This is a genomic window from Galbibacter kalidii, assembly GCF_026241135.1.
Classification (GTDB): Bacteria; Bacteroidota; Bacteroidia; order Flavobacteriales; family Flavobacteriaceae; genus Galbibacter.
The window spans coordinates 59914-82938 of the sequence record NZ_JAPFGA010000011.1 but is presented as its reverse complement, the minus strand read 5'-3'; the positions used below and the strand labels follow the sequence as shown (position 1 = coordinate 82938).

Here is a 23025-nt window from a genome sequence, read left to right as displayed (position 1 = left end):
TCTCAATCAACCGCCTTGCCGCATTGGCGAGCGGGGTGTGGAGTATGTAAACTGGTTGAATCATTGAAAAAGCCAAGAAAGAAGCAGAAACAACTCCCTCTCCTAAGGAGAGGGTTGGCCTGCCTGCCGGTAGGCAGGGGTGAGGATATCCAGCCGGCGCGAGGGCAAAAAACGTAATGTCACCCTGAGCTTAGCAATGTCACCCTGAGCCTGTCGAAGGGCTGTACTGAGCTCGACGAAGTATCGAAGTGTTGATAGAGTATTGAAGTATTACCGAATAAGTCTTCGACAAGCTCAGACTGACAATGGTAGTAGTATAATAATAAAAGAGCACAATGTCATGCTGAGCAATGTCACACTGAGCTTAGCCTGTACTGAGCTCGACGAAGTATCGAAGTGCTGTCGAAGCACACACAGTCGAAGGGTTGCTGAAGGATGAAAATTAGGAAGCAAAAAGAACAAGAGTATGATGACAAAACAATAACCAAAAGCCTACTATGAAAGAACCGAGCGGCGCACGGACAAATTAGCACAGGCAGTTGTACTGACAATCATTTTATGGCAATTAGAGAAAGTTTAAATAAGTTCATATATTAAGTGCAAGATAAAACTAGAAAAAGACATATCGCCAAGGCGATAACTTGGCGGATTGTAGGGACTGTAGACACGATATTATTATCATGGATTATTTCAGGAAATCCTTTAACCGGTTTAAAAATTGGGATTGCTGAAGTGATTACTAAAATGGTGCTATACTATTTTCACGAACGAATGTGGTTCAAAGCCAATGTGCCGGATAGTAGAAGAAGGCATTTGCTGAAGACTGTTACATGGAGGGTGCTGGGGACGGTGGACACGATGCTATTGGCCTGGATGATCTCAGGAGATTCGTTTGTCGGATTACAAATTGGTTTTGCTGAAGTTGTGACAAAAATGGTGTTGTATTATTTACATGAACGTACATGGTACAAGATAAACTTTGGCCTTGATAAAAGACGGGGGGCCGAACGTTAAGAAAATGTCCAGTGGACATTTTTAGTGAAGGGGCCAGTTTGCCGCGTGGGCATATAACCAGCTGGCGTGTAGACAAATGGAGCAAACCGGCCGTAAAAGACCTTCAAGGTTTTCAAAACCTTGAAGGTCTCAATCAACCGCATTGGTGAGCGGAGCGCGGAGTTTGCAAACCGGTTCAGCCCATTGTAAATAGGCCAACCTAGTTTAATAGTTTAAAGGGCTGAAATCCCTTGGAAATCGAAAGATTGGCTTGGCCGAATTTTAATTTGGCAAGTAAATTTTCAATTTTACGAACACATATAAAAATCAATTATAAGTCTCGTGAGTAAAAGGCGTCCTTTCTTTGGTTCGTTTCTTTGGACGAGCAAAGAAATCGAAGATTCATGAACACCTATTAAAAAATAGAAAGGTTCGTGAATAAATGAACAAAAGCATGAAACAAAAACGAAGTGACAAAACAATAATCAAATGCCTATGAAAGGGTAGGTTAAAAAAAGTTTAAACAAGCTCAATTATAAAATGGGAACCCATATTTTTCCATATCAATTTAAGATCACCCAACAGGATAGAAATCGACTGAATGGGCACCGATCTATGCTTGTTTGGTTTACAGGTTTGTCCGGTTCGGGAAAATCTACCATAGCTGATGCTTTAGAGCAAAAATTGCATGGGGAAGGGATAAGAACAATGGTTTTGGATGGGGATAATGTCCGTAGTGGTTTGTGTAAAGAATTGAATTTCAGTCAAAAAGACAGGTCTGAAAATGTAAGAAGGATTTCGGAAATAGCCCGTTTGCTATTGGAATCCGGCGCTGTTGTCCTGGCGAGTTTTATATCACCCTACAAAAAAGATAGAGAATATGTAGAAAAGACAATAAATCCTAATATATTTGTCGAAGTTTTTGTAAATACCAGTATTGGAATTTGCGAAAACCGAGATCAAAAAGGGCTCTATAAAAAGGCCAGAAGGGGGGAGTTGGATAACCTTACCGGAGTATCATCTCCATACGAGGCTCCAGAGGCTCCAGATGTAGAGATTACAGAAAATGATAGTGTACAAGAAGCTGTAGAAAAAGTATATAAAAAAATTAAAGACAAGTTGAAGTGATTTAGGCTTTTTATGTTGTGTCAATGTCACCTTGAGCTGAGCACAGTCGAAGGGTTGCCAGATGAGTCTTCGACAAGCTCAGACTGACAATGGTAGTATGATGAGCAAAAGAAATAGAATGTCATGCTGAGCCTGTCGAAGCACAATGGCAAAACAAATGTTAAATGAAACTATATTATGTATATATACTGGAATGCAGTGATAAATCCTTTTATATAGGAATCACATCAGATGTAGAAAAAAGAGTATATCAGCATAATGTGGGAATGGACAGGTCATCATATACTTATGACAAACGACCGGTAAAATTAAAATGGGTAGAACAATTTACAGACCCTGATGGAGCAATAAAAATCGAAAAGCAATTAAAAGGATGGAGTAGGAGAAAGAAAATTGCTTTGATAGAACAAGATTGGGATAGACTAATTGAGTATTCCAAAAATTATACCCAGCTTGGGTCTTCGACAGGGAGGCTGGATGAGTCTTCGACAAGCTCAGACTGACAATAGTGGTATGATGAACAAAAGGAGCACAATGTCATGCTGAGTAATGTCATCCTGAGCCTGTCGAAGGACTGTCGAAGCATCAAGAGAGGCATGGACAAAAAAGATTATTTTAAAGCCAACTAGGAAAAAGAATATAAAAATAAAGTTAGAACTCAAAAACAATGAGTAAGTACTATTTAAATTATTTAGACGAGTTAGAATCAGAAGCCATTTATGTATTGCGTGAAGTATGGGCGCAATTCGACAATCCGGTGATCCTCTTTTCGGGGGGAAAGGACTCCATTGTAGTGACCCATTTGGCACGTAAGGCATTCCATCCGGCAAAGATCCCTTTTGCCTTGATGCATGTGGATACCGGGCATAATTTCCCGGAAACCATCAAATTCCGTGATGACCTTATTGAAAGCCTGGGGGTAAGCCTTATTGTAGGTTCCGTTCAGGAATCCATTGATGAGGGGCGTGTAGCCGAGGAAAAAGGGAAGAATGCTACCAGAAATGCACTTCAGATCACAACCTTGTTGGATGCCATAGAAGGAAATAAAGTGGACTGCGCCATCGGCGGCGGACGAAGGGATGAGGAAAAGGCGAGGGCCAAAGAGCGTTTCTTTTCACATAGGGACGACTTCGGACAATGGGATCCGAAGAACCAGCGTCCGGAGTTGTGGAACCTTTTTAACGGTAAGCATTTCGAAGGGGAACACTTCAGGGCTTTCCCGATAAGTAACTGGACAGAGATGGATGTATGGAATTATATCAGCAGGGAAAACATTCAGATCCCGTCGCTCTATTTTGCACACGAACGTAAGGTAGTATGGAGAAACAATTCCTGGATTCCGTATTCTGAATTCTTACAGTTGGATGAGGGTGAAGAGGTCGTAACCAAAAAGATCCGTTTTAGGACCCTGGGGGATATCACCATTACCGGAGGAATAGAGTCGGAAGCCGATACCGTGGAAATGATAGCCCAGGAAGTATCCGCCATGCGCCAAACCGAACGCGGCAACCGTACCGACGACAAACGTTCTGAAACCGCTATGGAGGATAGGAAGAAGCAAGGGTACTTTTAATGTCATCCTGAACTGTCATCCTGAACTCGTTTCAGGATCTTTAAGTCGGAGCTCAATGCTTGTTTCAGGATCTGTCGAGGGAACACCAATGCCCATTTAAAGCTCCTTCAACATAAGTTAAAAGCAAGCCTTAATCGGTTGACACCATAATGAAAGAAGGTTATGTCTATATAGTGAGCAATAAGAACAGAAGTGTGTTGTATATTGGTGTAACATCCAATCTGAGAAAACGGATACAGGAGCATAAGAATAAAGAAGGTTCCATTTTTACTAAGAAGTATAGCTGTGTTGATTTGTTGTATTTTGAAAAGTTTTCGGGTATTAGGCAAGCTATAAAAAGAGAAAAACAGTTAAAAAACTGGCATCGTGATTGGAAATGGAATTTAATTAAGGAGGTAAATCCGGAATTAAAGGATTTGTATATTGAAATTATATAAAAGATAAATTTAAAAGGTGCTGAAACGAGTTCAGCATGACAAGTTATATTAGGTCATCCTGAACTATTATCCTGAACTCGTTTCAGGATCTGTAGAAGTGTTGCTTCAGGAGCCTTTGATTTTAAACTCATAAGATTAAAATAAAATAATTACGAGAATTAAATTCGTAAAAATTCGCATTAATTAGCATTTATGTTAGACAACAATCAACTATTACGATTCACAACAGCAGGAAGTGTAGACGACGGAAAAAGTACGTTGATAGGAAGGCTGTTATACGACTCCAAATCCATTTTTGAAGACCAATTGGAGGCTGTAGAGAGTACAAGTAAAAAGAAAGGCCACGAAGGGGTGGATCTGGCTCTGTTTACCGATGGTTTACGTGATGAGCGTGAGCAGGGTATTACGATAGACGTGGCTTACCGTTATTTTACCACGCCCAAGCGTAAGTTTATCATTGCCGATACGCCCGGACATATCCAATACACCCGTAATATGATCACAGGAGCCTCTACGGCCAATGCAGCCATTATTTTGGTGGATGCCCGCCATGGGGTAATCGAGCAAACTAAGAGACATGCCTTTATTGCATCACTTTTGCAGATTCCTCATATCATTGTTTGTATCAACAAAATGGACCTGGTGGACTATAAGGAAGAGGTGTATAATGAGATTATCGGACAGTTCGAAGAATTCTCTTCAAAACTCTTGGTAAAAGACATTCGTTTTATCCCGATCAGTGCTTTGCTGGGGGACAATGTGGTCAACCGTTCCGAAAACATGAGTTGGTATCAGGGAGCACCTTTGTTACATACTTTGGAGACCATGCATATCAGCAGTGATATTAATAAGGTAGATGCCCGTTTTCCGGTACAAACGGTCTTACGTCCGCAACGCGAAGGCTTTATTGACTATAGAGGCTATGCCGGTAGGATCGCTAGTGGAATATTGAGAAAAGGGGATGAGATTACGGTAATGCCATCCGGTTTTACTTCAAAAATAAAATCGATAGATACTTTTGAAAAGGAAGTAGATGAAGCTTATGCTCCTATGTCCGTTTCCATTACCTTGGAAGATGATATAGATATAAGTCGTGGGGATATGATCGTTCGTACCAAGAACAAACCCGAGTCTGCACAGGATTTAGAGGTGATGTTGTGTTGGTTAAACAACGAATCGGCAAAACCCAGAACAAAATATATAGTCCGTCATACCTCTAACGAACAAATGGCGATGGTCAAAGAAGTGATTTATAAGATTGACATCAATACCTTGGCCAGAAGCGGAGAGGATAAAGAGATGAACATGAATGATATCTGTAAGGTAAAGCTGCGTACTACAAAACCATTGCTTTTTGACTCCTACAGGGAAAATAGAGGCACCGGAAGTTTAATCCTGATCGACCCTGCAACCAATCAAACCGTAGCTGCGGGGATGATAGTGTGATACAGGAGAGTGTCACCCTGAGTGCAGTCGAAGGGCTGTGCAGAGCAATGCCATCCTAAGCTTGACGAAGCATCGAAAGAGGACGTTCATTTTAAAATGAGTAGTAATTAAAACTCGCCCTAATTGTTTTTTTAGGGTGTAAGTTAAAACCCCTTTTCCTCAGGACAGGTGCGGCAAAGCTCCGAGATTCAGCAGTTCGGAGCGTTAAGAAACAGTCCGGTGGACTGTTTTAGCGAACGGGACAGATTGCCGCGTTGGCAATCAGCGCGGAGTTTGCAAACCGGTTCAGCCCATTGCAAAAGGCCAAACCCGGCTCAATAGTTTAAAGGGCTGAAATCCCTTGGAAATCGAAAGATTCACGAACACATATAAAAATCAATTATAAGTCTCGTGAGTAAAAGGTGTCCTTTCTTTTGTTCGTTTCTTTGGACAAGCAAAGAAATCGAAGATTCATGAACACCTATTAAAAAATAGAAAGGTTCGTGAATAAATGAACAAAAGCACGAAACAAAGACGAAATGACAAAGCAATAACAAAAGCCTATAAAAAAGTCGAGTGCCGCATTGGTGAATAAAACGTAATGTCACCCTAAGCAATGTCACCCTGAGCTTAGCCTGTGCTGAGCTTGACGAAGTATCAAAGGGCTGTCGAAGGCAATTAACCAAATAACTTGATTTTAAACCTTTTTGATAAAAACCCCAGTTCCCTTATTTTGTCACATATTTCCATTCATAACACCCCTTACTTTATTACATATCTTTTACTTAAAACATCCCTTATTTTGTGTAAACCCGCTCCGCAAATGTCTCCTGACTTTACGGCATTTCCCGTTCTACGTTCTAAAGTTTTAAATATCAATCAAAATATCACTCCCGACTCCCGACTTCCCCAACCACAACATAACTTCGTAACTCCATAGCTCCATAACATGATAACCCCATAGCTTCGGTTATCCGTCTCCCAACCTTCCAATTAACCATTAACTAATAACAATTAACCAATCCCCAACCACAACAGGACGGAGCGTTAAAAAACAGTCCGGTGGACTGTTTTAGCGACGAGCCAGCTGGCGGGCAGGCAAAAGGAACTACCAGCCGGTGGGCAGGGAGATGTTTTTTACCCCAGTCCTATATCCTATGTCAAAAATAAAACTCCCGTCACCGGCCTTTCATCCACAACATAACATGATAACTCCATAACATGATAACTCCGTAACAACATTAACAACCTAACCAAAAAAAACATTTGCCCACCCGAATGATTCTCGTATTTTTGTTTCCGATGATGAAACCCCCATGATAAAGCTTATTTTAATACAAGCAAGTATGAAAATGGGTGTTTTTTGATATTTTGAAAAGTAATCAAGTGAGAATAAATACATAGGTAAGCATTAATGTGAGATGCTGAAAATGAGGGGGTTTTGAATTGTAATGTTTTAAAAGAAAGGTGAGAAGTTATAGTGTTGGAATTAATAATTTGATAGTTGTTGAAACTGAAAATGTACTCTGCCAAAAAGAATGGGATAAATATTACTCATATATAAAAAGATGTTAAAATCTAACAATAAAGCTTAATGAATATTCTGAATTTAATTGGTAGAAGTGACGAATTATTTACTAGTGATATTTCTAAACACGAAAATGAATTAAAAACAAGGGTGTCATCTTCCTCTTTTTTAGTTATTGGAGGGGCAGGCTCAATAGGTCAGGCAGTTACCAAAGAAATATTTAAAAGGAATCCTCGGAAACTTCACGTGGTTGATATTAGTGAAAATAACCTTGTTGAGTTAGTAAGGGATATAAGAAGCTCGTATGGGTATATCGATGGAGATTTCCAAACATTTGCCTTGAATATTGGTTCTGTTGAATATGATGCTTTTATTGAGGCAGATGGGAAGTATGATTATGTGTTAAACTTATCCGCTCTTAAACACGTGAGAAGCGAAAAAGATCCTTTTACTTTAATGAGGATGATTGATGTAAATATCTTTAATACAGAGAAAACTTTGCAACAATCTATAGACAAAGGAGTAAAAAAATATTTCTGTGTTTCAACAGATAAAGCGGCTAATCCTGTGAATATGATGGGGGCTTCAAAACGTATTATGGAAATGTTTTTAATGCGTAAAAGTCAGCAGATAAAAATTTCAACAGCTCGTTTTGCTAATGTTGCTTTCTCTGATGGATCTCTGTTACATGGTTTTGATCAGCGGATTAAAAAGAAGCAACCTATTGTAGCTCCTAATGATATTAAGAGGTACTTTGTTATTCCAAAAGAATCCGGCGAACTTTGTTTGATGTCGTGTATTTTTGGAGAAAACAGGGATATATTTTTCCCAAAACTTAGCGAAAACTTACATTTAATTTCATTTGCAGATATTGCTGTAAAATATTTAAATGGAATTGGTTATGAGCCCTATCTGTGTGAATCGGAGGTTGAGGCCAGGACTCTCGTAAGTACTCTTCCTAAAGAAAATAAATGGCCTTGTTTATTTACAACAAGTGATACCACAGGGGAAAAAGATTTTGAAGAATTCTTTACGGAAAATGAGACATTGGATATGAGCTCATTTCAAAATTTGGGGGTGATTAAAAACAAATTGAATTATAACGATAACCTTCTAGAAAACTTCGCTTCCAGTATAGCTAAAATGAAAGAAGAAAAAAAATGGTCTAAAGTTCAAATAGTTGACTTGTTTAATGATATGATACCAAATTTTGGACATAAAGAGACAGGTAAGTATTTAGACAGCAAAATGTAATTATTAGGATGTTCAAAGAAACTGTTGATTTCATAAAGGAATTATATAATACCGAAGATTTTATACCTCTCCATGAGCCTAGGTTTATTGGTAATGAAAAGGAGTATGTTAATGAGTGTATAGATTCTACCTTTGTTTCAAGTGTTGGTAAGTTTGTAGATAGATTTGAAGAGGAGGTTGTTAAGTTTACAGGGGCTAAACATGCAATAGCAACTGTTAATGGTACAGCAGCATTACATATAGCACTTTTGTTAGCGGGTGTAGAACGGGATGATGAGGTTATAACACAGCCATTAACTTTTGTGGCCACCTGTAATGCTATTAGTTATATAGGTGCTCATCCGGTTTTTGTTGATGTTGATAAGAAGACCATGGGGTTATCTCCTGATAAATTAGAAGATTTTCTTTCTAAGAATACTGAAATTATTAATGGAGAATGTATCAACAAGTCTTCAAAAAGAAAAATAAAAGCAGTAGTCCCTATGCATACTTTTGGACATTCCGTACAGATAGGGGAAATCCTTCAAATTTGTCAAAAATATCACCTTGAACTTGTGGAGGATGCTGCAGAATCTTTAGGAAGTTATTATAAAGGAAAGCATACAGGAACTTATGGTTTATTTGGAACATTAAGCTTTAATGGGAATAAAACAATTACTACTGGAGGAGGAGGAATGATTGTTACCAATGATGAAAGACTGGCCAAAAAAGCAAAACATCTAACAACTACTGCAAAAGTACCTCACAAATGGGAGTATAAGCACGATATGATAGGGTATAATTATCGTTTACCTAATATTAATGCAGCTTTGGGATGTGCGCAGATGGAAAAACTCCCTTACTTTATTGATAAAAAGAGAGAATTGGCAGATCTTTATAAAACATTTTTTCTCAAAACAGGTGTTGAATTTGTTTCAGAGCCTGAAGGAACGTCTTCTAACTATTGGTTAAATGCAGTAATATTAAAAGACATTAAAGAAAGGGATTCTTTTTTGGAACAAACAAACAATAGAGGAGTTATGACAAGACCTATTTGGAAATTAATGAGCAGTTTGAAAGTGTTTAAGAAAGTACAGGGAGGGAATTTAGATAATGCCAAGTGGTTAGAAAAAAGAATAGTTAATATACCAAGTAGTGTAATAATTTAAAAAATGAGAAAATTAAGAATTGGATATTTTGCTGATGGTCCTTGGTCTCATTTAGCATTTGAAAAAATTATTTCTAACAATAATATAGAGATTAATTTTATTACTCCAAGATTTGATACCAAGGATGAAAAATTGAAAGAATATGCCAACACATATGGTATAGATTATGTAATGGCTAAAGATATAAACTCAAAAAGTTTTTTAGAGAAAGTAGAAAAATATAATTGTGATTTATTTGTCTCTATGAGTTTTAATCAAATTTTTAAATCGGAAATAATAAATATTCCAAAATATAAAATAATTAATTGTCATGCAGGGAAGTTACCTTTTTATAGAGGCAGGAATATTTTAAATTGGGCTTTAATTAATGATGAAAAAGAGTTCGGTATCACAGTTCATTTTGTTGATGAAGGTATTGATACGGGAGATATTATTATCCAAAGGATATTTCCTATTACAGATAATGATGATTATAAAACGCTTTTAAATATTGCCTATAGTGAATGTGCCTCAATTCTTTATGATTCAATTTTACTTTTTCTAGAGGGTAATGGTAAGGTTCCTCGAATAAAACAAGAATCAATTCATTCAACGGGGATGTATTGTGGAATAAGAACTATTGGGGATGAAATTATTAGTTGGGATCAGCCTTCAAGAAGAGTTTTTAATTTTATTCGCGCTATTTGTGTCCCAGGGCCACAAGGAATAACATATTTAGATAATAATGAAGTCAAAATCAATAAAATAAAATTAATTCCAAATGCTCCATCCTATATAGGAAAGCCTGGTCAGATTTTATGTAAAACTAAAAACGACACATTTTATATTAAAACCGGAGATTCTTATATTGAAGTTATAGAATATACAGGAAAACTCAAGGTAGGGAAAGTTTTAAAGAGTAATAAAAATGAATAAATGTTTAATTATAGCAGAAGCTGGTGTAAACCATAATGGGAATATAAGTTTGGCAAAAAAATTAATAGATGCGGCGGCAAATGCTGGAGCCGATTATGTCAAATTTCAAACATTTAAAGCAAAAAACTTAGCTAGTAAGAATGCTAAGAAAGCAAAGTACCAAGTGGTCAATACGAATGACTCTGTCGAATCACAATATGAAATGTTAAAAAAACTAGAATTAAACGTAGAAGCTCACTATGAGTTGATTAAATATTGTGAAAGTAGAAGTATAAAATTTTTATCTACTGGATTTGACGATGAAAGCATTAAACTTTTATATGATTTGAATATTGGTTTATTCAAAATTCCTTCAGGAGAAATAACTAATTTGCCCTATCTCAGGAAAATAGGAAGTTTAAACAAGCCTATAATTCTTTCTACAGGTATGGCTGATATGATTGAGATAGAAGATGCGATAAATGTATTAATTCAGGCAGGGTCACAATTAAAAAATATCACGGTATTACATTGCAACACGGAATATCCAACACCAATGAGAGATGTGAATCTTTTGGCAATGAATACGATTAAAGAGAAGTTTGGAGTTTCAATAGGATATTCAGACCATACATTGGGAATAGAAGTGCCTATTGCTGCAGTAGCTATGGGGGCAGAGGTAATAGAAAAACATTTTACTCTTGATAAAACCATGGATGGTCCTGATCATAAGGCGTCTTTAGAACCTCATGAGCTTAAAGAAATGGTTACGGCTATAAGAAACATAGAGACAGCATTAGGGCATGGAAGAAAAGAGCCTAGTCAAAGTGAGGTTAAAAATAAAGTGATAGCTAGGAAAAGTATTGTTGCAAATAAGCAAATTAAAAAAGGAGAATTATTTACTGAGGAAAATATAACTGTTAAGAGGCCGGGAAATGGTTTGTCACCTATGAAATGGGATAGTGTAATAGGGAGTGTAGCTCAAAAAGATTATGAAGAAGACGATTTGTTATGAAGGTAGGTGTTTTAACAAGCTCAAGAGCTGATTACGGTATTTATTTACCTCTTTTAAAGCTTATAAAAGAAGATTCATATTTTGAATTGGAAATTATTGCTTTTGGCACTCACTTATCTAAATTTCATGGATATACTGTAGAGGATATTTATAAAGATGGGTACTCAAAAATTTATGAGATAAGCTCTATACTGACTAATGATAATGAAGTGGCTGTTGCATCTGCATATGGTTTGACTGTTTTAAAGTTTTCCGAATTTTGGGCAATTAATTCATTTGATATAGTTTTTTGTTTGGGGGATCGTTTTGAAATGAGTGCTGCAGTACAAGCTGGAATTCCTTTTGGGGTTAGATTTGCTCATATCCATGGCGGAGAAACTACTTTAGGAGCTATAGATAATATTTACAGACATCAGATAACATTGGCTTCATCCATACATTTTACAGCCGCAGAGCCTTTTTCAAAAAAGATTGCTTCTATCATTGGTAATGATTCAAATATATTTACTGTTGGTTCTTTAAGTTTAGATGATATTGATGCGTTTGTACCCATTGCTAAAGAAAAGTTTTATAAAAAGTTTAACTTGAGGGATAAACCCTTTATACTGGTAACTTTTCACCCGGAAACTGTTTCTGTAACTAGAAATGTAGATTATGCCATTGAAATGAAAAATGCCCTTGATAAGATAATAGGGATGATGGATGTTGTAATCACCATGCCTAATGCTGATACGGAAGGAACAATTTACAGAAAAGAATTATTAGATTTAAAAAAACAATTTCCTAACGATGTTAAGTTAATAGAGAGCTTTGGAAAAGAAAATTATTTTACGGCCATGACATATGCTGAAGCTATGGTTGGAAATACCTCAAGTGGCATTATTGAAGCGGCATCTTTTAAGAAGTATGTTGTCAATGTAGGGGATAGGCAAAAAGGACGCTTACAAAGTATGAATATCTTAAATGCTCCTTTTGATTCGAAAGAGATTTATAAAAAGATAAATAAAGCGATTGGTTTAGGGAGCTATACTGGTAAAAATGTATATTTTCGTAATGGAGCCGCAAAAAATATTGTAAATACAATTAAAAAGTTAGATGAGAAACTATAAAGATCATTTGTTAATAAAAGGCAATCTAATTAAAGAAGCATTGGTAAAGCTTGATCTGTTGGCTAAAGATGCCATATTGTTTGTAGTAGATGATGAGGATAAGCTTATAGGTTCTTTAACAGATGGGGATGTACGTAGGGGGTTGATAAAAGGAGCCTCAATAAATGATAAAGTTGAATCGATTATTCAAGATCATCCTCGTTTTATTAGAAAAGGAGAGGTAGATATTCAAAAAATCATTGAATATAGGGAGGGGAATTTCAAAATTCTTCCGGTGGTTGATAAAAACAATATAATTGTAAATGTGATTAACTTTAGAGAGGTACGTTCATATTTACCTATTGATGCTGTAGTAATGGCCGGTGGTAAGGGGCAAAGATTAAGGCCGCTTACAGATTCAACTCCCAAACCGTTATTAAAAGTTGGAGATAAACCAATTATGGAGCATAATCTGAATAGGCTGGCAAAATACGGGATAGACGATTTCTGGATTTCGGTTAAATATCTGGGAGAACAGATTGAAAGTTATTTTGGGAATGGAAAGGACCGGAATTCAAAGATTCACTATGTATGGGAGGATGAACCCTTGGGAACAATAGGAGCAGTGTCTAAAATAAAAGATTTTGCACATGAATATGTTCTGGTTACCAATTCTGACTTGCTTACTAATTTAGATTATGAAGATTTCTTTTTGGATTTTGTTGATCAAGATGCGGATTTCTCTGTGGTGACCATACCCTATAATGTGAATATACCTTATGCAGTTCTTGAAACCAGTAATGGGCATATCATGAATTTTAAAGAAAAACCTACATATACTTATTATTCAAATGGAGGTATTTACTTAATGAAGAAGTCCATTTTAAATTTGTTGCCTAAAGATTCCTTTTATAACGCAACTGACCTAATGGAAAAGCTTATTAAAGAAAATTATAAAGTGATTTCTTATCCTTTAGCAGGTTATTGGTTGGATATTGGAAAACATGAAGATTTTGAAAAGGCACAAAGGGATATATTTAAAATAAAATTTTAAATGAAGCCATTAGTAGTAATACCAGCCAGAGGTGGTTCAAAAGGATTGCCGGGAAAAAACATAAAGTTACTTAATGGAAAGCCCCTAATTCATTATACTATTGAAGCTGCTCGTAAGGTTTTTGATGATGAAAATATAATAGTAAGTACTGACGATGATAATATTAAGTCATGTGCAGAAAAAACAGGTCTAAAAGTACCATTTATTCGTCCTTCTGAATTAGCTACTGATACAGTAAGTACTTACGATGTTCTTAAACATGCTTTAACTTTTTGTGAAAATCAAGGTTACTATCCGGAAATTATAGTTTTATTACAGCCAACATCACCATTTAGAAAATCTACACATATTAGAGAGGCATTAAGATTATTTGATGACTCTACTGACATGGTGGTTTCAGTTAAAGAAACAAAATCAAACCCATATTATGTTTTGTTTGAGGAAGATAAAGAAGGTTTTCTTATAAAATCAAAAGAAGGAGATTTTACTAGAAGACAGGATTCTCCAAAAGTATGGGAATATAATGGGGCTATCTACGTTATAAGCGTTAAATCGTTTAAGGATACAGACTCTTTAGTTTTTAAAAGGACAAAAAAATATATAATGGATGAAGCAAGTTCTGTAGATATAGACAGTAAATTTGATTGGTTGATAGCAGAGAGCTGTTTGTCTGTCAAAAGAAACCTATAGAAATTTAATTAGGTGTTAATCATGTATAATTATGATAACTGAGACAGCAAGTTAAAGATATGTATTACTAAATTATATTAAAAAATTTAATTTTGCTTAATTCATTAAACCAAATAGAGAAGAATTACAATGTTTTACAGCTTGAACATAAAGGGATATGTGTTTGGCCAGTAATAAAAAGTTATTTAATTACTTTAAATACACAGAACAGTGAAATATTAAAAGAGGTATCTGGTTATAATATCAAAATATTGTTGAGAAACATCTTTTCAGATATTTTTTCATTCTTTAATATTTATAAATCTGATATTTGGGTTTTTACAAATTCAGAGCGCAGATATGAGATAAATAACTTGCATTTTGATCGTATTACTTCTAGTCTTTTGAACTATTTTGGTGAATATATTTTATTTGAGAATCCTGTCCCGAAAGGGAAAACAAAGAAATGGAAATTACAAAAGGGAGAGTTCCTTATAGGAATGTCTTGGATTTATCTAATCCAGTTTGTAATAATAAAATTAACAAAACGTCCTAAAATATCAAGATTAAGTGATTTAGAAGAACATCTAAATACTAATCTAGATAAAATAAGAAAGATTTATCACAGACATCATGCTGGAAGTATATTTTATAAATTACTTTTTAAAATTAAAAAACCAAAAAAAGTTTTTGTGGTTTGTTATTATTCTAATTTTGGATTAATTAAAGCATGTAAAGAAAGTAATATACCGGTTATAGAATTACAACATGGTATAGTAACAAAGGAACATAGAGCTTATTACTTCAATAAAAATTATGGAAATTTTTTTCTTCCGGATTATTTTTTTGGTTTTGGAAACTACTTTAATAAAATAGTAAGTGATGGAAACTTAGTGGATAAAAAAAAGACGTTAAACTATGGATATTCTTTCCTCCATGAGGTTAATGCTAAATTAGAAAAACCTGATGATTTTTTAAAAATTTATGAGAGATTTGATAAGGTTATTTGTGTAACGGGTCAATTAGAAAGTACAGACAGACATTTGCTAAGAGTCATGGATAAGATAACTGAAAAATTCCCAGAGATTTATTTTATTTTCAAACCTAGAAATAAAAAGAATAAAATACCTTTTCCTGAAAAAGGAAATTTTGTAAGGAGAAATGATATTAATACATATCAACTTTTAAAATATAGTGATTTTCATATAACAATATATTCAACCTGCGCATTAGAAAGTATAGCTTTAGGAACTCCAAACATCTCTATAGATATTGAAGGACTTTATACACAGCATCTAAAAGAATTAATCCATGAGAATGAGTATAACTTTTATGCCAAGAATGAAAATGATTTAGAATCGATTATTTCCAATTTGAAAAGCAGACAGTATCATAGAGAAAAAGTTAGTTTATCAATCAAAGAAATAATGGCTCCTATGATATCAAAAGAACTTTTCTTTGGATTTTTTCAACAGATAGTAGGTGATATAGCGGAGCATTAGTAAATAGCTTATAATCTTATTATAACCTAATACGTTATGATAAAAGTTAAAATTATATTTTATTAGGCCCAATTTCTTTGCAGAAATTGAGTCTTTATGTTTTCTGTAATATGTTAGATCCTTATTTAGGTTGTAGGCATATTTTGATTTTTCGATGATATTAATGAATAAGCTCCAGTCTTGTCGTTTTCTAATATTTGCCATATAAATTTTGCCTAGCTTTTGGGCATTATACATGACAGTTGAGGTTAAAATGTAGTTATTTTTCAATAACTTACTTTTTGTCACTCTATTTACACATTTCACATATCTTTTTTTGTGTTCTGAAAATTGGATATAATTGGTATAAGTAAATAAGTACTTGTTTTCAATCATAAATTTCAGTTGTTCTTCAAGTTTAGTAGGAGACCAATAATCATCATTATCTAAAAAGGCAATGAAAGAACCTTTAGCCCTTTCGATAGCCATATTTCTCGTGACTGCAGCCCCTTGATTTTGTTTCAACATTATAGGAGGAACAATTCTCTTATCTTGATATGAGTGAATGATTTCTTTGCTGTCATCAGTTGAATTATCGTCACAGATAATTAATTCCCAATTATTGTATGATTGGTTTATTACAGAATCAATACATTGTTTTAGATATTTTTTACCATTATAATTTGGGACAACAATTGAAACCAGAGGATTATTATTCATTTTCTATTTGTTTTGTAGATGAAGTGTTTGTCGATATAAATAAAGCATAAAAGAGAATAAAAAGCATAATCCCTCTTTGTCGTATGAGCATATTTTCCATCATTAATAATATGGCAAAACATAGCCAAAAATAAGAAACCCAGAGTTGTTTTTGTTTAAATGTCTTTTTTAAAATCAAAAACAACAATGCACATAATAGAAATACTCCCGTTATACCCCAATCTAAGTAATTATTTATAAATTGATTGTGTGTGTGATAGGTGTCTGTTATAAAAGGAAAGTTAGTTTTATAATTTAATTCGTATTCCTCTTTAATTTTGTGCTCAGCTATTCCTGTCCCATTAATTCCTATATAATTAGGATTTTGTATACTTGAAGTACCAAGAATGTAAATTTTTAATCTATTGTTTATGGACCAATTTTTTTCAAGTATTATGTCTTTCTTGTTGTACCATTCAAATACTTGAGAGTATCTATTGAATAGAAGAGTGTTCTTGAAAATATATGTAAGTGACGCTAATAAGGTTAATGAAGTTAAAAAAATGAGTAAATACTTGAAGTGTTTTTTATTTACAAAAGAAGAAAAGATTAAATAGATTAATACCGCAATAATTATTGATATAATACATGCTCTTGATCCGAGGATGAATAAATGAATTAGGATATAGATTATGATTAACCATCTTAATTTTTTTGAGAATAGTTTATATTGTAATACCAATATACAAGAAAGAAGACTATATATACTTAGATAAATATGATTAAAAAAATCGGGATTAGTATATCGAGTATACATGAAGCGATAATACATCCGGCCATTTTCGGTTATATAGAATGATTGATTTCTAATCATGTCATAAATAGCCCAAATATCTAGAAACAACAGAAATAGTAAGTTTGAAATTACAAAAGCGAATATAATTTTTGATAAATCCTTATTATGATGCTTAAAGTATAAAATTAATAAAGGAGCTGTTAGGAAAGGAATTAGTCTGATTAAGTATTTTTCATCTGAATTGTCATTAATTAAATAACCAATAGATGCTACACTAAAATAGCTAAACATAAAAATAATTGAAAAACGAAACCTTTTTATGCCTAATTTATTTTTCATTAAAATGAGATCGATTCCAGCAGATAATGAAAAAAGAATAAAAAACAATGTGTTTATGCTTTCTTTTGTGAAAAGCGTAACAAATAATAGAACACAAATTATTGTATAGGGTATTTTTAACAGTATGGATTTACTACGCATTAAGTTTTAATTTTGGAAGTATTAAAATAGCAAATAAATTAAAGATGGTTAATATTAATCTTAGTGAACTAAACATGGAAATTTCTGTCATGCCCAAAAGAAAAAAGAATATAAATAAATTCCACCATAGATGTAATTTTCTTTGTGGCATATTGTCAAGCCCTTTTATTATTGGAAAGCAAAATAATAAAAAAATTATATAACTTATTCCAGTTATAACTGGACCATACCGAACATGCATATCTCCCATGAAAATTGTTGGCGCTGCCCCGTATGTCTTATAATGGGGGTAAATTTCTTTATAGGTTTCATTTTTAATTACTTGGTATTCATGGACATTTCCTTTATATAGGTTTTTGCGATCCATTGATATTCTTGTAATAAATGCAGATCCTTGAGTTACAAAAAAACGTCTAGGTGGGGACTCTAATAAATAGACCAGAGTTTCTTTATTGATTTTTTTCCCCTTAGTAACTGTATAAATAGACAATAAGCCAATTACTGAAATTCCTAAGATAAGAATGTATTTCAAATTAAATTTGTAGCCAGAAAACATTAGAGCAAATATGATAAAAAAAGCGGTTAAACCTTTATGCCCTCCAGATGTTAATATAAATATAACGAATAGCAATAATAAGAATTTTGTTAAATTACCTTTGAGCAGGGTAATAAAGTAAAAGTAGCCGGATGGTATGAAAACCATGAAGATTGAAGATAGAGTGTAAAAGAATTTTACCGATTCAGATTTGTCTAATCTTTCGGGAAGAATACCGGTGAATATAAATTTTATGACAGGTAGTTCTTTAAAATAAATTAAAAGATATAAGGCAACTATAGAATACCAAAATATAAAATATAAAAATAATAGAGACTTGTTTTTTTGAGAATAGTTACTGAATAATGAATTTAAAATGGTTTTTTTAGTATGACTAAGAAAATAAGAGTAAATTAATGTACAGGAAAAAACAAAGATGCTGTATTTTTCAAATGTGATAACATCAACCCAATCAAAGCTATTGGAGTAAACTGTAAATCCTAATTCATAATAAATACACGGTCCTATAAAAACGATAGTTAAAAAGAAAAAGTGAATAATAAAAGAACTAGTAAAGAGTCTCTTTTTCTTCAAATAAAAGATATTCAGAATGTATATTATAATTAGTATATATATCATTTTAAAATTCTAGTCGTTATAGTTGTTATTTATAGGTGGTTGCTTCTTTTTTTCATGAGTAACAGAATGAACTCTAAGGACAAAAATAAGATAAAATAGGATATTAATGTTGCAAAGGCAGCTCCAAATAATCCCCACTTATCTACAAGGAAAAAATTTAAAAGTAAATTAACTGATGCGCTAATAAAGGATAATTTAGCTATGGTGAATGTACATTCTTTGAAAAAAAGTATGTTTATTTTAAATCGGTATAAACCTTGAAAAAAATACCCTAATAATAATGAGAAATATATTGATTTATCAACTAAGTATTCTTTTCCTATATAAAATTCATAAACCAAAGGCATAATGAAGAACATTAAAATAGCTCCAATCAATAATAGTAAGCTGTAGTATTTGTATGTTCTAAAGAAAGTTGTCATAAAGGTGGTTTCGTTAATTGCCATATTTTTCATAAAATAAGGGGTCCATGCCATGCTAAATGAATTAATAAATAAGCTCATAATCATGCACATTTGGTATATTACTGAATACTTACCTAACTCAGAAGTGCCTAAAAACTCATTAATAAAGTACCGATCACTATAATTAAGGATATTATTAAAGAAAGTATGTAATATTAAAGGGGAAGAATATATGAGTATTTTTTGAATAAGAGCCTTGTCAATAAGCAGCTTAAAATAAGGAGCTTTGATTATGTGATATAAGATTATAAAAACAGTAATTGAAGAGGAAAGTATTAATGAAAAAATCCTGGCGTTATAATTGTCGTAATAATATAAAAGGGTAAAAGTTAAAATTATATCTAGGACAGCTTTGCTAAGTCTTAACCAAGCAAATTGTTTTATTTGTTCTTCATTACGTTTTAAAATCAAATATCCCTCAATTATGAGGGTTTCAAATACATATATGACAATCAAAAGAATTAATAACTTTTTATCAGGAGGGTAATGAATTAGGTTGGTTGAATATAAAATTAAAATAGTTCCTATACAGGTTATTCCCCCTATTATTAGGAGGCATGTAGCTAGAGTAGATAAATATTTTGATTTATTTGATACTGTAAAATAAAGCTTGCTGATTGATTGAATCATGCATAACCCAATTACAGGGGTTAAAAACAGAGAAGATGTTGTAAACAAATCAATTATTCCGATATCGCTTTTAGATAAATTTTTAGTCAATAAAGGAAGAATAATAAACGGTGTCAGTGAATTGAACAGATTTATTATTGTATAACTGCTGAAATTTATTATTAGAGATTTTAGCTTTTTTGTCATATAGTTAGTTGTTCCTTGGTGTGGAAAAATAATAAATGGCAGATTATTCTATGGATGTACAAAAATAAAATTATTTTTGTGCGATTAATGTTTTTGTCGTGAAAGTTACAATTATATTTGGGGGTCAGGATACAAAGGAAGAAACCAGTTATTAAAACTACTACACGAAAGATTGAGATAAAATTTATATATGTAGTGTTCCTCTCTACTAGGTTGTGAAGAAGAAATTAAAAAAAAACATTAATAAAGTTTGAAGCAGAGTTCAACCTGCATAATAAATAAAATTAGAAGAGTTACATACTAAATATATACATTAAGTAATACACATGATTTTTTCAAAGTACAAAAATGATATAGAATACTTATTACCATCACTTGCAATCATTGATTTGTTGATAATAAACCTATTAGCTTATTACTTTAATTTTAAGCTATTAACCCCTATTCTGTTTAGTATATATATATCTGTGATGTGGATTGTTTTGTCGGTCAAGAATGATTTTTACTCATCTAAATGTTACTCTAATTTACTTCAGCTAGCTAGAGCAACCCTTGATCAATTCATCTTGTTTTTTGTTGCTCTTTATGCGTTTATAGGTTTTTTTAAAGAACCAAATGTTGCCAGATTAGGTTTTGGAGAATTTTATTTAACGTTGTTTCTGTGTATTTCTATAACAAAAATACTAACCTTTTATTTTATAAAAGCATATAAAAGCAGAAATGCTGTTAATGTTATAATTATAGGGAAAAACAAAAAAACAGATCAGCTAATTAAAATTTTTAATCAGCGAATTGATTATGGATATAGGGTTTTAAAACAATTTAATATTAAAAGCTTTTTTTCTCAAGAGGAAGATTGTTTTGATTATATTATTAAAAATAATATTAAAGAAATATATTGCTCAGTATCAGAGTTGTCTGATGAACAAATAACTAAGTTAATTAACTTCGCTGATAATAATTTACGAACACTTAAGTTTATTCCTGATAACAAACATATTTTTGAAAAAAAGTTAAAGTTTGAATATTATGATTACGTTCCTGTACTATATATAAGGGATATCCCATTAAAAAGTATAGTAAATCATTTTTCAAAAAGAATTTTTGATATTTTCTTTTCTTTAATTGTAATTATTGGATTACTGTCATGGCTTACTCCTTTAATGGCGATTTTGATAAAATTAGAATCAAAAGGGCCTATATTTTTTAAGCAAATGAGATATGGGAATGATTATGATTTGTTTGCCTGCTATAAATTTAGGTCAATGGGAATGAATAAGGATTCAGATAAAGAGCAAGCAACTAAGGGAGATATGAGGGTGACAAAAGTTGGAAGATTTATACGGAAAACAAGTATAGATGAACTACCACAATTCTATAATGTTTTACTTGGAAATATGTCTGTTGTCGGACCTCGTCCTTTATTAATGAGTCATACAACAGGTTACAGGGGTAAAATTGATAAATTTATGGTTCGTTATACTATTAAACCTGGGATCACGGGTCTTGCTCAAGTAAATGGATATAGAGGAGAGATAGAAAAAGATTCAGATATGCAAAATAGGATAAGGTATGATATTTTTTATGTGGAAAATTGGTCTATGATGCTAGATGTAAAAATAATAGTACAAACAATAATGAATGTGTTTAAAGGAGAAGAAAAAGCGTATTAACAATTTAGTGAATTTAAAAATACCTTATTTTACTATAATCAAAGACATTAAACAAAGGGTAATTCTGTTTAATAGATATGATTAATTAAGACTTACTCAAAATGAATACAAATATTTTTTAATAGGAAGACCTTAAAATAGTATTATGAAAAGAATATTAATTACCGGAGCAGCAGGTTTTTTAGGATCACATCTTTGCGATAGGTTTATTAAGGAAGGTTATCATGTTATCGGAATGGATAATCTTATTACAGGTGATCTCAAAAATATTGAACACCTTTTCAAACTTGAAAAGTTTGAGTTTTATAATCATGATGTGACAAAATTTGTACATGTTTCCGGAAAACTTGATTATATTTTGCACTTTGCATCTCCGGCAAGTCCTATTGATTATTTAAAAATCCCAATTCAAACCCTGAAAGTGGGGGCTTTGGGTACACATAACTTGTTAGGTTTAGCAAAAGATAAAAAAGCCAGGATATTAATAGCTTCAACTTCTGAAGTCTATGGAGATCCTCTTGTGCACCCTCAAACCGAAGAATACTATGGCAATGTAAATACCATAGGACCTAGAGGGGTTTATGACGAAGCCAAACGCTTTCAAGAATCAATTACAATGGCTTATCATAGGTTTCATAATGTAGATACACGGATTGTCAGGATTTTTAATACCTATGGACCCAAAATGAGACTCAATGATGGTCGTGTAATTCCGGCATTTATGGGACAAGCATTAAGAGGAGAAGATCTTACAGTGTTTGGTGATGGTAGCCAAACCCGTTCTTTTTGTTATGTTGATGATCAAATAGAAGGTATATTTAAGTTGTTAATGAGCGACTATAATTTACCGGTAAATATTGGTAATCCCCATGAAATAACAATTAAAGATTTTGCAGAAGAAATTATTAATCTAACCGGAACAAATCAGAAAGTTGTATATAAATCGCTACCTCAAAATGACCCCCTGCAACGCCAACCGGATATTAGTAAAGCAAAAGAAATTTTAGGATGGGAACCTAAAGTAGGGAGAGAAAAGGGTATGAAATTAACTTTTGATTATTTTAAATCGTTATCGGAGGAGGAACTTAATAAGAAAGAACATAAAGATTTTTCTAAGCATATTAAAAAATAAGGAGTACATTAAAAATATACTCACCCTAATAAACCGGACTAAAAAATTCTATAAACCTGCTTATTTGTAAGGAAACTAAAATATAGTACTTTTGTCAGCCTCAA

At 33.0% G+C, this 23025-nt stretch carries 20 protein-coding genes; 16 read left to right on the top strand and 4 right to left on the bottom strand.

The features are described 5' to 3' along the window. The first annotated feature begins 597 nt into the window (after window positions 1-597). From OOZ15_RS12120 to OOZ15_RS12055, 14 genes are all read left to right on the top strand, one after another. Window positions 598-1014 (top strand): DUF2061 domain-containing protein, encoded by a 417-nt coding sequence (locus OOZ15_RS12120; RefSeq protein ID WP_265956681.1) that lies wholly within the window; start codon window positions 598-600, stop codon window positions 1012-1014. Between the two features lie 519 nt (window positions 1015-1533). Beyond that, complete coding sequence (cysC, locus tag OOZ15_RS12115; protein ID WP_265956680.1) at window positions 1534-2121, top strand: adenylyl-sulfate kinase; 588 nt, start codon at window positions 1534-1536, stop codon at window positions 2119-2121. 164 nt (window positions 2122-2285) lie between these two features. After that, window positions 2286-2624 (top strand): GIY-YIG nuclease family protein, encoded by a 339-nt coding sequence (locus OOZ15_RS12110; RefSeq protein ID WP_265956679.1) that lies wholly within the window; start codon window positions 2286-2288, stop codon window positions 2622-2624. Between the two features lie 164 nt (window positions 2625-2788). Further along, complete coding sequence (gene cysD / locus OOZ15_RS12105; RefSeq protein ID WP_265956678.1) at window positions 2789-3694, top strand: sulfate adenylyltransferase subunit CysD; 906 nt, start codon at window positions 2789-2791, stop codon at window positions 3692-3694. 149 nt (window positions 3695-3843) lie between these two features. Continuing rightward, window positions 3844-4131, top strand: a complete 288-nt coding sequence (locus OOZ15_RS12100; RefSeq protein WP_265956677.1) for a GIY-YIG nuclease family protein — start codon at window positions 3844-3846, stop codon at window positions 4129-4131. A 192-nt stretch (window positions 4132-4323) separates the two neighbouring features. After that, window positions 4324-5577, top strand: a complete 1254-nt coding sequence (gene cysN, locus OOZ15_RS12095) for a sulfate adenylyltransferase subunit CysN (RefSeq protein WP_265956676.1) — start codon at window positions 4324-4326, stop codon at window positions 5575-5577. 1573 nt (window positions 5578-7150) lie between these two features. Next, window positions 7151-8338: a UDP-N-acetylglucosamine 4,6-dehydratase gene (locus OOZ15_RS12090; RefSeq protein WP_265956675.1), complete on the top strand. Its 1188-nt coding sequence runs from the start codon at window positions 7151-7153 to the stop codon at window positions 8336-8338. Window positions 8339-8346: 8 nt separating this feature from the next. Next, a complete protein-coding gene (locus OOZ15_RS12085; RefSeq protein WP_265956674.1) occupies window positions 8347-9486 on the top strand; it encodes a LegC family aminotransferase in 1140 nt (379 codons plus the stop codon). Between the two features lie 3 nt (window positions 9487-9489). Further along, window positions 9490-10401, top strand: a complete 912-nt coding sequence (locus OOZ15_RS12080; protein ID WP_265956673.1) for a methionyl-tRNA formyltransferase — start codon at window positions 9490-9492, stop codon at window positions 10399-10401. Further along, on the top strand, window positions 10394-11395 hold the full coding sequence (gene neuB, locus OOZ15_RS12075; RefSeq protein ID WP_265956672.1) for an N-acetylneuraminate synthase: 1002 nt from the start codon (window positions 10394-10396) through the stop codon (window positions 11393-11395). Before OOZ15_RS12080 ends, neuB begins: the two co-directional genes overlap by 8 nt. After that, window positions 11392-12504 (top strand): UDP-N-acetylglucosamine 2-epimerase, encoded by a 1113-nt coding sequence (gene neuC / locus OOZ15_RS12070; RefSeq protein WP_265956671.1) that lies wholly within the window; start codon window positions 11392-11394, stop codon window positions 12502-12504. Before neuB ends, neuC begins: the two co-directional genes overlap by 4 nt. After that, window positions 12491-13537, top strand: a complete 1047-nt coding sequence (locus tag OOZ15_RS12065) for a nucleotidyltransferase family protein (RefSeq protein WP_265956670.1) — start codon at window positions 12491-12493, stop codon at window positions 13535-13537. Before neuC ends, OOZ15_RS12065 begins: the two co-directional genes overlap by 14 nt. Then, on the top strand, window positions 13538-14227 hold the full coding sequence (locus OOZ15_RS12060) for an acylneuraminate cytidylyltransferase family protein (protein ID WP_265956669.1): 690 nt from the start codon (window positions 13538-13540) through the stop codon (window positions 14225-14227). A 92-nt stretch (window positions 14228-14319) separates the two neighbouring features. Then, window positions 14320-15708 carry a hypothetical protein gene (locus OOZ15_RS12055; protein WP_265956668.1) on the top strand — a complete coding sequence of 463 codons (1389 nt, stop codon included), beginning with the start codon at window positions 14320-14322 and terminating at the stop codon, window positions 15706-15708. Here OOZ15_RS12055 and OOZ15_RS12050 read toward each other — a convergent pair. From OOZ15_RS12050 to OOZ15_RS12040, 4 genes are all read right to left on the bottom strand, one after another. Then, on the bottom strand, window positions 15649-16407 hold the full coding sequence (locus tag OOZ15_RS12050) for a glycosyltransferase family 2 protein (RefSeq protein ID WP_265956667.1): 759 nt from the start codon (window positions 16405-16407) through the stop codon (window positions 15649-15651). The two genes, OOZ15_RS12055 and OOZ15_RS12050, sit on opposite strands and share 60 nt — an antisense overlap. Continuing rightward, the gene (locus OOZ15_RS20450) at window positions 16400-17203 is read right to left on the bottom strand and encodes an O-antigen ligase family protein (protein WP_416337322.1); all 804 of its coding nucleotides are present in this window, start codon (window positions 17201-17203) and stop codon (window positions 16400-16402) included. Before OOZ15_RS20450 ends, OOZ15_RS12050 begins: the two co-directional genes overlap by 8 nt. A 451-nt stretch (window positions 17204-17654) precedes the next feature. Next, window positions 17655-18791: a hypothetical protein gene (locus OOZ15_RS12045; RefSeq protein ID WP_265956666.1), complete on the bottom strand. Its 1137-nt coding sequence runs from the start codon at window positions 18789-18791 to the stop codon at window positions 17655-17657. 74 nt (window positions 18792-18865) lie between these two features. Beyond that, the gene (locus OOZ15_RS12040) at window positions 18866-20116 is read right to left on the bottom strand and encodes a lipopolysaccharide biosynthesis protein (RefSeq protein ID WP_265956665.1); all 1251 of its coding nucleotides are present in this window, start codon (window positions 20114-20116) and stop codon (window positions 18866-18868) included. Between the two features lie 326 nt (window positions 20117-20442). Between OOZ15_RS12040 and OOZ15_RS12035 the strand changes: the two genes are divergently transcribed. Both OOZ15_RS12035 and OOZ15_RS12030 read left to right on the top strand, forming a co-directional pair. Beyond that, window positions 20443-21789, top strand: coding sequence for an exopolysaccharide biosynthesis polyprenyl glycosylphosphotransferase (locus tag OOZ15_RS12035; RefSeq protein WP_265956664.1), 1347 nt, complete (start codon window positions 20443-20445; stop codon window positions 21787-21789). Window positions 21790-21934: 145 nt separating this feature from the next. Beyond that, window positions 21935-22921, top strand: coding sequence for a UDP-glucuronic acid decarboxylase family protein (locus OOZ15_RS12030; RefSeq protein WP_265956663.1), 987 nt, complete (start codon window positions 21935-21937; stop codon window positions 22919-22921). The last annotated feature ends 104 nt before the right edge of the window (window positions 22922-23025 follow it).